11 protein-coding genes are annotated in these 15540 nt (G+C 46.1%); 4 read left to right on the top strand and 7 right to left on the bottom strand.

Features of this window, described 5'->3' with window-relative positions; translation table 11 throughout:
- Nucleotides 1-26: 26 nt before the first annotated feature.
- The 4 genes from DXN04_RS02515 to gcvP form a co-directional block, all read right to left on the bottom strand.
- Entirely contained in the window at nucleotides 27-1919 is a 1893-nt protein-coding gene (locus DXN04_RS02515) for a CocE/NonD family hydrolase (protein ID WP_116852406.1), read from the bottom strand.
- A gap of 5 nt (nucleotides 1920-1924) precedes the next feature.
- On the bottom strand, nucleotides 1925-2278 hold the full coding sequence (locus DXN04_RS02520; RefSeq protein ID WP_116851725.1) for an MmcQ/YjbR family DNA-binding protein: 354 nt from the start codon (nucleotides 2276-2278) through the stop codon (nucleotides 1925-1927).
- 176 nt (nucleotides 2279-2454) lie between these two features.
- On the bottom strand, nucleotides 2455-2973 hold the full coding sequence (locus tag DXN04_RS02525; protein WP_116851726.1) for a hypothetical protein: 519 nt from the start codon (nucleotides 2971-2973) through the stop codon (nucleotides 2455-2457).
- A 189-nt stretch (nucleotides 2974-3162) separates the two neighbouring features.
- Nucleotides 3163-6033, bottom strand: a complete 2871-nt coding sequence (gcvP, locus tag DXN04_RS02530) for an aminomethyl-transferring glycine dehydrogenase (protein WP_116852407.1) — start codon at nucleotides 6031-6033, stop codon at nucleotides 3163-3165.
- A gap of 167 nt (nucleotides 6034-6200) precedes the next feature.
- Between gcvP and DXN04_RS02535 the strand changes: the two genes are divergently transcribed.
- Entirely contained in the window at nucleotides 6201-6692 is a 492-nt protein-coding gene (locus tag DXN04_RS02535) for a YkgJ family cysteine cluster protein (RefSeq protein ID WP_116851727.1), read from the top strand.
- Nucleotides 6693-6705: 13 nt separating this feature from the next.
- Here DXN04_RS02535 and DXN04_RS02540 read toward each other — a convergent pair whose 3' ends face one another.
- Complete coding sequence (locus tag DXN04_RS02540) at nucleotides 6706-7965, bottom strand: MFS transporter (RefSeq protein WP_116851728.1); 1260 nt, start codon at nucleotides 7963-7965, stop codon at nucleotides 6706-6708.
- A gap of 284 nt (nucleotides 7966-8249) precedes the next feature.
- On the opposite strand from DXN04_RS02540, the gene DXN04_RS02545 reads away from it, so the two are divergent.
- Nucleotides 8250-10376: a carboxy terminal-processing peptidase gene (locus DXN04_RS02545; protein ID WP_116851729.1), complete on the top strand. Its 2127-nt coding sequence runs from the start codon at nucleotides 8250-8252 to the stop codon at nucleotides 10374-10376.
- A gap of 73 nt (nucleotides 10377-10449) precedes the next feature.
- Here the strand turns inward: DXN04_RS02545 and DXN04_RS02550 are convergent, their stop codons facing one another.
- A complete protein-coding gene (locus DXN04_RS02550) occupies nucleotides 10450-11325 on the bottom strand; it encodes a transglutaminase-like domain-containing protein (RefSeq protein WP_116852408.1) in 876 nt (291 codons plus the stop codon).
- Between the two features lie 125 nt (nucleotides 11326-11450).
- On the bottom strand, nucleotides 11451-13805 hold the full coding sequence (topA, locus tag DXN04_RS02555; protein WP_116851730.1) for a type I DNA topoisomerase: 2355 nt from the start codon (nucleotides 13803-13805) through the stop codon (nucleotides 11451-11453).
- 385 nt (nucleotides 13806-14190) lie between these two features.
- Between topA and DXN04_RS02560 the strand changes: the two genes are divergently transcribed.
- Entirely contained in the window at nucleotides 14191-14955 is a 765-nt protein-coding gene (locus tag DXN04_RS02560) for a Rossmann-like and DUF2520 domain-containing protein (RefSeq protein WP_116851731.1), read from the top strand.
- Between the two features lie 50 nt (nucleotides 14956-15005).
- Nucleotides 15006-15527, top strand: a complete 522-nt coding sequence (locus tag DXN04_RS02565; protein ID WP_083720760.1) for a KdsC family phosphatase — start codon at nucleotides 15006-15008, stop codon at nucleotides 15525-15527.
- Nucleotides 15528-15540: the final 13 nt, after the last annotated feature.

Genomic DNA, 15540 nt, shown 5'->3' on the forward strand with positions numbered 1-15540 from the left:
ATATTTGAACGACCGCAAGTTAATTTTTATTTCAACACCGGCAATTCTATCGCTGACGGATGGCCCGCATCATGATAAATACGGATGGTCGCTTTTTTGAAGTCCTTGTCTGTAGCGTGATAGATATCTGTAAACACCTGTGGGTTACGATCTACCAGCGGGAACCAGCTGCTCTGTACCTGTACCATGATCCTGTGTCCTTTCTGGAATGTATGGGCTACATCAGGCAGGGTAAAATCCACGTTAGCAGGCGCATCCGGCGTGAAAGGAACTGGTTTTTCAAAGCTTTCCCTGTACTTGCCTCTCATTACTTCGCCTCTTACCAGCATTTCATAACCACCCATGGGATAGGTGGAAGAGGGTACCCGGTAATGTTCGCTTTGCGCCTTGTCTTCATATTTGAAATCGTAGGGGAATACATCGATCAGTTTTACTATAAAGTCAGCATCAGTACCGCTGGTGCTAACCACCAGTTTCGCTGTGAGCGGACCTGCCAGTGTGAGGTCTTCTTTCAGTACATCAGTTGAAAAAGTCACTACATCAGGACGGCGTTCAGCAAAACGCTGGTCATCTGTCATGTAATTGATAGTACGATAGAAATGCACATCCTGTGTGTAAGGAACCGGTTTTGCCGGATCGCTTACGTATTCGGAGAAGCTGCTGCCAGGTAGTGGTTTGGAGAAATCCAGTTTGCCATTGGCCTGCAGATAGATGGATTGTGGCTGTACATTGGCGGGAGGCCATTGATTGAACTTACGCCATTGGTTTTCGCCGGTAAAGAAAACGGTTGCTTCTGCAATGTCAGCAGCTGTTCCCTTGCCTTTGAGGTAGTAATTGAAGAAGGGTACTTCGATATGCTGCTGATAGTATTCAGAGGTGTTGCTACCGAAGTGCACATTGCCCAGGTGAGTACCGTCAGGACTTCCCCACTGGCCATGATACCAGGGGCCCATTACGATACGGTTGTTTGCATCAGGGCTCAGTTTTTCAATCGCCTTGTAGGTATTCCAGGCACCAAAACAATCTTCCGCATCGAAGATGCCGCCAACTTCCAGCATGGCCGGCTGAATACCTTTCAGGTATTGTCTTACATCTCTGGCTTTCCACCAGGCATCGTAGTCACCGTGATGCATGAGGTCATTCCAGAATGCAATGCTGTCTCCCATCAGTTTGGAGAAGTTGGAGAGTGCACCTGTTTTGAGATAGAATTCATAGTTGTCGTCAGTAGTGAAATAATCGAAACCTTTAGGGCCTACAGTGGTAGGTTTGGGTCTTGGCTGGCCGAAACTGGTATAGAAGGAGAAGGCATCTGCAACAAAGAATGCACCGTTGTGGTGAAAGTCATCGCCATGGTACCAGTCAGTCACCGGTGCCTGCGGGCTCACGGCCTTTAGGGCAGGGTGACCGCTCAAAGCTGCCATAGTACTGTAGAAACCAGGGTAAGAAGTACCGAATACACCTACTTTATTATTGTTGTTGGCGATGTTTTTCACCAGCCAGTCGATAGTGTCGTAAGTATCACTTGCTTCATCGATCTCGTTTTTGCCCTTTTTAGCGGGATTATAAGGACGAACATCCATGAAGGTACCTTCGCTCATCCAACGGCCCCGTACGTCCTGTATGACCATTATATAGCCTTCCCGGAGGTATGTATTGGTATACCTGGCATAGAAAGGTCTGAACTCTTTTTCTCCGTAGGGGGAACAGGAGTAGGGGGTACGTACCATCAGAAATGGGTGTTTTTCTGTATTGTCTTTTGGTATATAAATGGCTGTAAACAGTTTTACACCATCCCTCATGGGGATATATACTTCTTTTTTGGTGTAGTGTTCGTACATCCACAGTGAATCTGCATTGATAGCTTTCACCCTGGTGCTAAAGGCGATAACAATCGCAAACAGCCATAAGATCCGTTTCATAAGCATTATGTATTTTTCAGTAGTTCTTTTGTTTTCTTAGGCAGTGAATCTACTACCAGATTGTATGAATCTCTGATCCACTGATAGATCAGTTTATCAGAAATACCGGCATGTACATCGACTGTATTCCAGTGTTTCTTGTTCATGTGATAACCCGGCGAGACACCATCATAGCGTTCGCGCAGTTCAATAGCAATTTCGGGATCGCATTTGAGGTTAATGCTTTCGAAGCTATCGAGGCTGGTGAGTGTAAACATTTTTCCCATCACCTTGTACACAAGTGTTTCTTCACCAAAGGGAAACTCTTCGGTAACACCGGGCAGGGCGATGCAAAAATCACGAAACTGTTCAATATTCATAAGCCATTGAATCTAAGAGCGCCAAAGGTATAAAAAAACCGGGGCAGACAGTATACCTGTTGCCCCGGTTATGTATTCGGTTATCAGTCATTTTTTATAAAATATGTAATGAGCCGATACCAGTATTTGTAAAAATTGATAGCTACATGCAGTTGATATGGTTGGTATTGAAGATATCAGGCTTTGCTGATGTTGAGAATGATGCGGGAATAGCGTCCGTATATGATTTCTACTTCCTGTCCTGATTTAAAATCATCCAGCCTGCCCCGCATCCAGTAAAAGAGGCGTTTTCTTTTTCTTACACCTTCCTGTTTTACGATAAAGCTGGTCTGCATATCATTGTTACCCTGATACACATGTTCCAGGGGGACTTTGATTTGTCCTTTCTGGAGAAGGGTCAGGTCTTTTTTGATGGTAAAGTACCGTACATCAGTCACCTTGATCAGGGCAAAGACAAGTACGAGCACAAAGGAGAGTAACCATACCCAGAACCATGTGTTCCTGTAACTGAACATGGTGGCATCGATTTCTTCTTCGGAATACCTTCTCTTGAGAAAAAACTGAGGTACATATGCTGCGATGAGCACGAGCGTAAGGCCAATCAAAATGAACTTAAGGATTTGCCTTTTGTTCTTTTTCAACGCATCCTGAAGGAGGAAGATCTCCTCGATGGTCATAAAAGAGTAGTCCTGCATAGATAAGGGTTTTTCTAATTTCTAATATATGTAAAATTTTTCTAAATATAAGTAAGTCTTAATACGACAGAAAAGCACTTTTAGTATGTGTGTGAACAAAAAAATATTAGGTTTTTCTCTTTTATAAATAAAAAAACGGCTAAAAGCATTCGCTTTTAGCCGTTTGCGTATACGTTAATTATTTTCCTCTTAAGCTTCTGCTTCTGCGTAGGAACTTACGGGTTCGCAGGTACAAATCAGGTTTCTGTCACCATGTGTATTGTTTACACGGCTTACAGAAGGCCAGAACTTATTGAGTCTTACATATTCCAGCGGGTAAGCTGCCTGTTGGCGGCCGTAAGGGCGATTCCATTCTTCGGCAGTGATCACAAACTGGGTATGAGGTGCGTGCTTCAGTGGGTTGTTTGCTTTGTCTGCTTTACCTGTTTCAACAGCGCTGATTTCTGCACGGATAGCCAGCAGTGCATCGCAGAAGCGATCCAGTTCTGCTTTGTCCTCACTTTCAGTAGGTTCGATCATGATCGTACCTGGTACCGGGAAGCTCATGGTTGGTGCGTGGAAACCGTAGTCCATCAGGCGTTTTGCCACATCTTCCGCTTCTACACCGGCAGTTGCTTTGAATGGACGGAGGTCTACGATAAACTCGTGTGCACATGTGCCATTGCTGCCACTGTAAAGAATTTCGTATGATTTTTCCAGGCGTGCTTTCATGTAGTTGGCGTTCAGAATTGCATTTTCAGATGCTTTCTTCAGGCCTTCTGCACCCAGGAGACGAATGTATGCATAAGAGATGAGCAGGATGCTTGCAGAGCCATAAGGTGCTGCAGATACTGCATTTCCTGTTTTACCATCATTCAGGCTTACGTGACCAGGCAGGTAAGGAGCGAGGTGTTTAGCCACGCAGATCGGACCCATGCCAGGACCACCACCACCGTGAGGAATTGCAAATGTCTTGTGCAGGTTCAGGTGACAAACGTCGGCACCGATGAGGCCCGGAGCGGTTAAACCTACCTGAGCGTTCATATTGGCACCATCCATATATACCTGACCACCAAATTCATGTACGGTAGCGCAGATTTCTTTTACGCTTTCTTCGTAGATACCGTAAGTAGAAGGGTAGGTGATCATGATACCTGCCAGCTTATCTGCATACTGGGCAGCTTTAGCTTTCAGGTCAGTTACATCGATATAACCATTTTCCAGTGCTTTTACTACCACCACTTTAAAGCCGGCCATTACTGCGGAAGCAGGGTTGGTACCGTGAGCGGAGATAGGAATGAGCATTACATTACGGTGACCTTCATTTCTGCTTTCATGATATTTGCGGATAACGAGCAGACCAGCGTATTCACCCTGTGCTCCACTGTTTGGCTGCAGGCTGCAGGCATCAAAAGCAGTGATCCTGCAGAGGTATTCGCCCAGTTCATCAACGATCTGCTGGTAACCACCAGTCTGCGCTTTAGGTGCAAATGGGTGGATCCTGCTCCAGTGAGACCAGCTCAAAGGAATCATTTCTGTAGCAGCGTTCAGTTTCATGGTACAGCTACCCAGGGAGATCATGGAAGTGTTGAGAGAGAGGTCTTTATTTTCCAGCATCTTGATATAACGCATCATCTGGGACTCGCTGTGATGGCTGTTAAATACAGGATGTGTAAGGTATTCGGAAGTACGCACCAGTGCTGAAGGAACAGCGGTAGCGGTGAGGCTGTTGCTGTCTGCAGGAAGGCGGCCTGCATCGAAGATAGCGAGGATGTCATTCACATCCTGGATGGTGGTGGTTTCATCGAGAGAGATGATCACCTTGTCAGTACCGGGATAGAAGAAGTTGATTCCGGCACCTTCTGCTTTTGCCTTGATATCGGCTACTGCTTTTACAGATACTTCGAGGGTATCGAAATAGCTGGTAGCTGCGAGTGCATAACCTTTTGCCTGCAGGGCGGTACCCAGTGCAGTGGCGAGGATAGCTACGCGGGTAGCGATATTTTTCAGACCGGCAGGGCCATGGTATACAGCGTACATTGCAGCCATGTTAGCGAGCAATGCCTGGGCGGTACAGATATTGGAAGTTGCTTTTTCACGTTTGATGTGCTGTTCGCGGGTCTGCAGGGCCATGCGCAGTGCGCGGTTGCCCTGTGCATCCAGGCTTACGCCGATGATACGGCCCGGGATAGCGCGTTTGAACTCATCTTTTACAGCAAAGAAAGCAGCGTGCGGACCACCGAAACCTAATGGAACACCGAAGCGTTGTGCGGAACCCAGTGCTGCATCAGCGCCCAGTTCACCCGGAGAGGTGAGGATGGTGAGTGCCAGCAGGTCGGTAGCCATCGCTACATAAGCACCCGCAGTGTGTACCTTCTGGATAAAGTCCTGGTAGTCTTCTACAGCACCAATGCTGTTTGGATACTGAACCAATGCACCGAAATAGGTTTCATCAATCGCAGCAGTTTTATAGTCGCCGCTAACTACTTCGATATTCAGCGGAGTAGCACGGGTGATGATTACATCTTTGGTTTGAGCGAACACATTTACGTCCACAAAGAATTTAGGACGGGTCAGGTTGTCATGGTCCTTGTTCAGTGCGCTGAAGAACATGCTCATGGCTTCTGCAGCAGCTGTCGCCTCATCCAGCAGGGATGCATTGGCGATTGGAAGACCGGTAAGGTCGCTGACCATTGTCTGATAGTTCAGCAAGCTTTCCAGACGACCCTGGGAAATCTCTGCCTGATAGGGAGTATACTGGGTATACCATCCTGGATTCTCGAAGATGTTGCGCAGGATCACACTGGGTGTGATGGTGTCGTAATATCCCTGACCAATGTAGTTACGGAATACTTCGTTCCTGAGAGATACTTCTTTGAGATGACGGAGATAATCACTTTCACTCATTGCCGCGGGTACTGCCAGCGGGTGATTCATGCGGATTGCACCTGGTACTGTCTTGCTGATCAATGCTTCCAGCGAAGATACACCGATGGTCTCCAGCATGTGGTTGGTCTCTGTTTCGTTAGGTCCAATGTGCCGACCTACAAACTCATTTTGTTGTATATCAAAAAGATTCATGATGTGAAAGCAGGTATGATAATAAGAATGTGCAAAGGTATTCTGTTTTTTAGCAATGGCCAAACCTGCCACGGGCTTGTGGAAATTGTGGTGATAATTGTGCCTTGGATATCTCCGGGAATTGTCACATGATTGTCGTTCAAGGGAGAGTATTACCTTTGCAGCAAATGGATGCATTACTAAATAACTGGAAGCAGCGGGCAACTGAGCAGCAAAAAGCCAATAAGCAGTTTCTGCAGAAGCTACAGACCAAGAAGGGTAGGGGGGTGGAGAAACTATTGCCGGACCTGCATGAGGAGGCTTTCAGCCACATTGATTGTCTGCAGTGCGCGGGTTGTTGTAAATCGATCAGTCCCAGGTTCAAAACGCCTGATATCAAGCGCATTTCAAAATACCTGGGTATGCGGGAATCGGTGTTTATCGAGACGTACCTGCGCCTGGACGAAGATGGGGATTATGTGGTGAAGAGCAGTCCCTGTCCGTTTTTGGGGGCAGACAATTATTGCAGCATCTACGATGCAAGGCCTGGTGACTGTGAGAACTATCCTTATACAGATAGCTACGAGTTTGTGAAGCGGCCCAATACTACTTACCTGAACAGTACCATTTGTCCTGCGGTGTTCTATGTGCTGGAAAAGCTGCGGGATGTAGTGAAATAAATGAGAAAGAGGTTTATGCCTTCAGGTCCAGCTTACGCATAGCCGGCGAAATGATATAAGTGGTAATCACTACCCCGAGTGTGACGCAGCCACCAAACACGACAGATGGTACGAGGCCCATCATCCTGGCCATAAACCCGCTTTCAAAGGCACCCAGCTCATTGGAGGAACCTACGAACATAGAGCTTACAGCTGCCACACGACCCCGCATTTCATCGGGTGTTTTCAATTGCAGAATGGTCTGACGGATGATTACGCTGATTGCGTCGAGGGTGCCACTCAGCAATAATGCAAAGAAGGAAAGATAGAAGTTCTTCGACAAGCCGAAGATGATAATACAGATGCCGAAGCCGAAGACTGCTGCCAGCAGTTTGATACCTGGCTTGTGGACCAGTGGCTTGTAAGCCAGGATGAACATGGTAACCAGTGAACCTACCGCTACTGCAGAACGGAGTAACCCAAATTCCAGCGCACCGGCGTGCAGTACATCGGATGCAAACACCGGCAGCATGGCTACCGCCCCGCCAAACAATACTGCAAACATATCCAGGGCCATGGCATTCAGCACCACTTTTGTATTCCATACAAACCGCATCCCCTTCGTCAAACCATCCAGGAACGTTTCACCTTTGGCGGAGTATTGCACAGGCTTGGGTTTGATCATGATCAGGCTGAACAGGGGCAGTAAAAACACTGCTACCACCAGCAGCATAGACCAGTGTACTCCTATTGCATATACCAGCAGGCCCCCCAGTGCAGGACCAGCCATACTGCCTATCTGCCAGGCGCTGCTGGCCCAGGTAGAGGCGTTGGCATATAATGTACGGGGTACGATAAGACTTTGTAATGAGAAGTTGGCCGGGCTTACAAAGGCCCGGACGATGCCTCCCAGGAAAACCAGACCATAAATAGCCATCAGGATATGGTGGGTATCGTAACCTGCCACTGCCTTATCCCAGGTGAGGAAGAAGAGTCCTGAACCAATGATAACGTAAGCGATAACGCACCTGAGCAGGATACCTCTTTTCTCTCTCTTATCCACAATGTGCCCTGCAAAAGGAGCCAGCAATACAGCCGGGATGACCTCGGCAAGGCCTATCAGGCCAAGTGCAAAAGGATCATGGTTGGAGAGAAGGTTCACTTTCCATTCTATGATGATGAACTGCATTGTAAGGGCAAAGACAAGCGCGAATCGAATAATTAGATAGTAGTTAAATTCAGGAAGACGAAGCGAAGCGTAAGGGTCATTCTTAGTGTTAGCCGGATTATCCACGTAATCAGTTTTTTAAACCACTGCAAAAATATATAATTTGAATAAATGCCATAACTTAAAACTGATAAGCGGTATCGTTAAATTCAACCAGGAACCTTAATTTTATAAGATATTGGTCTGGTTTTAGTAGCAAATAACCGAAGTGAATGTGGCCGCCAGCTCCTTTAAAAATAGCGCCTATGCTACATTACCCTGTTTCTCAATCTTTTGTTAAAAGAAGACTGCCATTCTAGCACAATGGGCAATTTTATGCTATATTTGATGATGTTCAATTAGGATTTTCTATGAGAAGAATGAAAGTGATTATACCAGTTATGCTGATTACCATCTCGGTGGGCGTATTGGCTTTCAGCAAACTGCGTAAAGAAGACCCCCCTGGCAAAAATGAAGTAATCATTGGTCTGGTAGGGCAAATATTAAAAGACGGGCACTATCAGCCAAAGGCTATAGACGATAAATTTTCAAAGGAAGTCTTTGACAAGTTCCTCAAGAACCTTGACAGTGAAAAGAAATTCTTTCTGAAGAGTGATATCGAGAACCTCAAACCATTATCTACTCACATTGATAATGAACTGATGGGTGAACCCCTGGATTGTTTTAATGCAATCAATGACCTGATTAAGAAACGTGTCGCTGAAGCAGCAGCGCTCTATCCTGAAATCCTCGCCAAGCCTTTTGACTTCTCCAAAGAAGAAAAGGTAACCCTGGATCCTGATAAGGTCGACTATCCTGCTGATGAGGCAGCGCGTAAAGAAGCATGGCGTAAGGTGCTGAAATACCGTACCCTGGAAAAATATTCTGAACTGGTAGAAGCCCGCGATAAGCAGGATAAGAAAGATACAGCAAAGGCAAAGACCGATGCTCAACTGGAAGCCGATGCCCGTGCAAAGGTGAAACAGGTATACGATCGTTACTTCGACCGTTTGAAAAACAGACAGGATGACAATGAGCGCTTCAGCACGTATGTAAATAGCATTACCTCTACTATGGATCCGCATACTGACTTCTTCCCTCCTGATGAAAAGAGAGCGTTCGAAGAGCAGATGGCTGGTAAATTCTTCGGTATCGGTGCTCAGCTGCGTGAAGAAGATGGTAAGATCAAAATCGTTAGCATCGTAACAGGTAGCCCTAGCTGGAAAGAAGGTAACCTGAAAGCAAATGATGTGATCCTGAAAGTTGCCCAGGGCGACAAGGAGCCGCTGGACATCACCGGTTATGCGGTGGAGGATGCGGTAAAGGTGATCAGAGGTGAAAAAGGTACCGTGGTAAAGCTGACCGTGAAGAGTGTAGACGGTACGATCAAGGATGTTTCTATTGTACGTGATGAGATCGTACTGGACGAAACATTTGCAAAATCTGCAATAATCGGTGGTCAACATAAAATTGGTTACATCTACCTGCCTGAGTTCTATGCAGACTTCCAGGACAGAAACGGTGCACGTTGCTCCGAAGATGTAGCGAAAGAAATTGCGAAACTGAAAGCTGAAAATGTAGAAGGTATCATCCTCGACCTTCGCTTCAATGGTGGTGGTTCCCTGCAGGATGTAGTGCAGATGGCCGGCCTGTTCATTCCGGAAGGCCCGGTTGTACAGGTGAAGTCACGCAGCGGAGAGCCAATGGTACTGCGCGATCGTGACAAGAGTGTTCAGTATGGTGGTCCGCTGGCGATCATGGTAAATGAATACAGCGCTTCTGCTTCTGAAATTATGGCAGCTGCTATGCAGGATTACAAACGTGCGGTGATCATCGGCAGCACTTCTACTTATGGTAAGGGTACCGTACAGCGCATGTTCAGCCTGGATGAGTTCTATTCCAATAAGGAGTTGGGGCCACTGGGTGCTATTAAACTGACCCAGCAGAAGTTCTACCGTGCAAATGGTGGTTCTACCCAGCTGAAAGGTGTTGCTTCCGATATCGTACTGCCAGATCCATATTATGAGGTAGCAGAGCGTAAGGATAAAGATGCCCTGAACTGGGACGAAATTCCAAAGGCTAATTACACTCCCTGGGTGGATCCGGTGCCGGTAGCTGCGCTGAAAGCGAATAGCGAAAAACGCCTGGCTAGCAACGAAGCCTTCAGGACTATGAACGAAAACATTGCCACCCTGAAGAAAATGGACGCACAGGAAAGCTATTCTCTGAACTATCAGACTTATAAAACTGAGCAGAAGAATAATGCAAATGCCCTGAAGCGTTATGACTCAGTAAATGATAAAGTGAAGGACCTGGAAATCTCCAGCCTGAAAGTAGACCTGGACAAGATTGGAAATGATACTTCAAAACTGGCCCGTAATAAGGACTGGTTGAAGTTCAGACAGAAGGATATCTACCTGGATGAAGCCGTGAATGTGATGAATGATCTGATTGGAATGACTGCTTCCAAGGTGAATGGAAGGTTAGCGAATAAATAAGATTGATATTATCCGGCATAAAAAAAAAGCATCTGTCTCAGACAGATGCTTTTTTTTATGCCGAAGGGCGAAACTATTCTCCGCTGAGTAATCTGATCAGGTTCTTTAGTTCCTCCTGTTTATACATATCCTTATCATCCTGGAAGCACTTGGACAATTCTTCCAGCAGGAATTGGATAATCCTGGTATTTGACTGTGGTGTATAATAAGAGGGGGTAGGGGGGAGGGACATCCGCTTCAGGTAGTTTTCCACATCCTGATGGGAATAGATTTGTCCCTGAATGGGATCGATAAAGAAAAGGATCCTGTAGTCGTCCGGGCTGGCGGGTTCAGAAAAATCGTAGAAGCTGTCAAAATATGCGAGGATAAACTGCCTGGGGATATTCACTGCATACACCGGCAGGTCCAGCATGGCACAGAGGCTCTGGTAGACGATGCCATTGGTAAGCGGATTCCCTTTCTTGGATTCCAGCACCTGATTAATAAAAAACTGGTTCTTCCGCACATAGGCTACCTCTTCACCTTTAAGTCCAAAGTAGTTGTAGATCATGCTGTTCAGCACGTTGATCTGCTCCAGGGGGGTGAGGTAGTTATTGAGCTCCAGCCATATATTACGCTTGATTTTTTCGATTTCGTTGTGGACGGAATTGGCCTGCATATCAGGAAACTGATACCTGGCAACAAGGATAGCTCCCTGTAAAAGGTCGGGCACTTCAGCTTTATTCCATTGCGCAAGCGCCATCTGGAGGTCCATGTAGTGGACTCTGTGAATCAGTTGTTCGATCCTTTCCTGAATAGATTCATCTACAGTGTTTTCCCACAGGTTCTCCAGGTTGGGAATGATTTCTTTCCCAAACAATAAAATTTTGCTGGCGACGGTATCATATACCTCCTGGTCCGGATCGTCCAGGAGATGGAACAAAGCATTTATTTCTTTGGTCTCGTGCATAACAAATGTAAATGTGCCGATGTGCAAATATGCTAATCCCTGAATCATCCAAATGGTATAGGACGTAGTCTTTTTAGTAAAAGGACTACCTTATATACACATCGGCACATTCCTGTAATAGCACATTATTCGGCTTTTTTCTTTCTAGGAGGTGCTTTCTTCTTAGGAGGGTTGGCCTTCACATCTTCGATTATAGCTTTTGCTTCCTCCACTGTAATATCCGCAGCGGTATCGATCTTCTCCTTTGGTATCTTATAGTTTCTTAAGCCTTGTTTAATATACGGACCATAGGGGCCTTTGAGTATCTGGATTTTTTCTTTTTCAAATACTTTGATGGTGCGTTCATCTTTTGCAGTACGTTTTTCCACGATCAGCGGGGCTATTTCATCGAGTTCCACTGTGTAGGGGTCCATTTCCTTTTTCAGGGAATAGAATTTCTTGTCATGTGCTGCATATGGACCGAACCGGCCTATGTTCACGGTTACATCTTCGTCTTCAAATTTACCCAGATTGCGGGGAAGTTTGAACAGCTCCATTGCTTCCTCTAAAGTAATGGTTTCGATGCTTTGTGTTGCTTTTAATTTTGCGAAACGGGGCTTTTCCTCATCTTCCGCCTTTCCTATCTGAACCATTGGGCCATAACGTCCCATACGTGCTACGATAGGTTTGCCGGTAGATTCTTCAGTGCCCAGTTGTCTTTCTCCTTTTACCCTTTCAGCATTCTCCAGGGTGTTTTCCACATCCTTGTGGAAAGGAGTATAGAACTCGTTCAGCATTTTGTTCCAGATCTTCTTACCATGTGCCACTTCGTCAAACTCCTCTTCGATTTTGGCGGTAAAGCCGTAGTCCATGACATTTCCGAAGTATTGGCTCAGGAAGTCGGTTACAATCATACCCAGGTCTGTAGGGAACAGTTTGGATTTTTCGGCACCGGTATTTTCGGATTCTGTTACTTTAGTGAGTTTGTCTGATTTCAGCACGAGTATGCGGAAGTCTCTTTTCACACCTTCTTTATCACGTTTCTCCACATAGTTACGCTTCTGAATGGTGGTAATAGTTGGCGCGTAGGTAGATGGACGGCCTATGCCCAGTTCTTCCAGTTTCTTTACCAGGCTGGCTTCCGTATAGCGGGGAGCCGGGCGGGTAAAGCGTTCGGTTGCTTTCATTTCCTTCAGGTCCAGTACCTGTTTCAGTGCGAGTGGTGGCAGGGAACCATCCTGTTCGTCCTCTTCACTTTCATCTTCATCATCGCGACCTTCCATGTATACTTTCAGGAAACCATCAAATTTCAGTACTTCACCACTGGCGGTCAGCTCTTCGTGGTTGGTAGAGATATCGATTTTGGCGATTGTCTTTTCCAGTTCCGCATCGCTCATCTGGCTGGCGATGGTACGTTTCCAGATCAGTTCATACAGTTTACGGCTATCGCTGTCATCTATAGAAGCATTCTCCATATAGGTGGGGCGGATGGCTTCGTGCGCTTCCTGGGCGGACTCGTTCTTGTTTTTGAACTTGCGGTGCTGGTGGTAGCGCGCTCCGTAGTTAGTTGTAATCGCTTTCTGGATATCAGCCAACGCGGTATCTGACAGGTTGACTGAGTCAGTACGCATGTAGGTGATCTTACCACTTTCGTACAGTTTTTGTGCCAGCAGCATGGTTTTAGACACGCTATAGCCGAGTTTTCGGCTGGCTTCCTGCTGAAGGGTAGATGTAGTAAAGGGAGCGGCAGGAGATTTCTTGCCGGGTTTTACCTGAATATCTTTTACGGCGTAAGCTGCGCCGACGCATTGCTGTAGGAATTTCTCCGCATCTTCGGCGGTTTTGAAACGGGTTGGGCCTTCGGCTTTGAAGGTAATGTTTTTACCATTCAGGTCTTTGGCAATGAAGAAAGCCTCCACTTTAAAGCTGCTTACAGCAGTAAAGCCATTGATCTCTCTTTCCCTTTCCACGATTAGTCTTACGGCTACGGATTGAACACGGCCGGCAGAGAGGTGATTACGCATACTCATTTTACGCCAGAGCACCGGAGACAGCTCGAAACCTACGATCCTGTCCAGGATACGTCTGGCTTGCTGCGCATTGACCAGGTTCATGTTGAGCAGGCGGGGTTGTTGCACGGCTTTTTCAATGGCTGGCTTCGTAATCTCGTGGAATACAATACGTTTTGTTATTTCGGGGTCTAATCCCAATACTTCACACAAATGCCAGCTGATGGCTTCACCCTCACGGTCCTCATCCGTTGCTAACCAAACCTCGTCGGTTGACTTGGCTAACTTCTTCAGATCCTTTACAACTTTTTCCTTGTCGTCGGGGATTATATACTTAGGTTTGAAGTTATTGTTGATATCAATGCCCATATCATCCTTCTCCAGATCACGGATGTGACCAAAGCAGGAAATGACCTCGAAGTCCTTGCCCAGTATTTTTTCAATCGTCTTGGCTTTGGCCGGAGACTCAACAATTACTAGATTTTTTGCCATGAATGCCGTCTTTATGTGCTACTAGATACGTAAAATTCCGTATTAAATTGTATAACCCGCTTTAAGTTAGTGCCTCAAAATTTAGCGTTCCTCTTGGGCGGGAGGATAGCCAACTGATCAAAATGGGGCCATCCGATTTTTGCAAGTATATAAAAGAAGTGGTAGAATAAAAAATCAGTCTCTTTTAAAACATTGAATATAAATGTAATATTTTTGGGAAATCCATTAAAAATGAATGATTAACAGTTTAATGGTTAAATTGCTGGATAACAACGCTGAACGGAAGGGAAACGTGCTGTACCATATAATTGTATGAGCCCGGTAACCCATTTTGCCTTTTTATCTGACCGGTACACCATAATATATTAATAACCACTTTTACCCGATGAACATAGTAATTATTGGCGCGGGAAATATTGCGCATTGTTTCGGAACATTATTAAAAATACACGGGCACCAGATTTTGCAGGTAATCAGCCGGAGGAAGGAAAATGCACAGGCATTGGCAGAAACTTTGCACGCATCGGCCACCGACGACCTCCTGGATATCAATATGGAGGCTGACATTTATTTGCTGGCGGTGAGTGATGCCGCCCTTCCGGAACTGAACGAGGAGCTCCGCCTGGGTAAAAGGATTGTATTGCATACGGCAGGAGCCGTATCGCTGGATGCTATCAGGCGCATCTCTACCCATACCGGGGTGATGTATCCTTTACAATCAATCCGTAAGGAAGTAAAAAATTACCCTGCTATTCCCCTTTTGCTGGAAGCCAGCAATGACGAGGTGATGCGCAGGCTGCAATCTATAGCGCAGAGTATTTCGTCGCAGATTGAGATAGTGAGTTCGGAACAAAGGCTGCAATTGCACCTGGGTGCAGTGCTCTGTAATAATTTTACCAATCACCTGATTGTGCGTGCCAAGCAGTTTTGTGAGCAAAAGGGGTTGGATTTCAATCTTCTTCAACCCATTATCAGGGAAACTTTTGAAAGGCTTGAGAAGTTTGCCCCCGAAACGGTGCAGACCGGGCCAGCTGTGAGGAAAGATGAAGCAACCATGGCTAAACACCGGGCACTGATTCAGGATCAGCCACATCTGCAGGAAATATACAGGGTGATGTCGGACAGTATTTATGAATTCTATAATGCCTGACATCAAAAATCTATACTACTTTTGCGCAATACGATATTTTAATAAACGCAATGAACGTTTTATCTCTTTTTAAGCCCATCACCACTTTTGTGTTTGATGTAGATGGCGTGCTCACAGATGGTACCGTGCAATTATTACCGAACGGGGAGCAATCCCGCAGAATGAACATTAAAGATGGGTATGCTTTGCAGCTGGCTGTGAAGAAAGGTTACCGTATCGCCATCATTTCGGGTGGCAGGTCGGAAAGTGTGGTAAGCCGGCTACAGGGTTTAGGAATAAAAGATATATATACCGGTATTACTGATAAACAGGAAAAGCTGCAAGATTACGTATTCGAGAATGACCTGCAATGGGAGCAGGTCATTTTTATGGGAGATGATATCCCCGATTACCGTGCTATGCAGCTGGTAGGTCTGCCGGTATGTCCGGCCGATGCCGTACCTGAGATCAAAAGTATATCCCGTTATATCTCACCGGTAAATGGCGGCAATGGCTGCGTAAGGGAAGTCATCGAGAAAGTGCTAAAGCTTAACGGGCACTGGACGATCGACGAAGAAATAGCCAGCCGCTAAGTTATTTTTCCAA

Origin of the sequence: Chitinophaga silvisoli (assembly GCF_003412465.1) — a bacterium.
Lineage (GTDB): Bacteria > Bacteroidota > Bacteroidia > Chitinophagales > Chitinophagaceae > Chitinophaga > Chitinophaga silvisoli.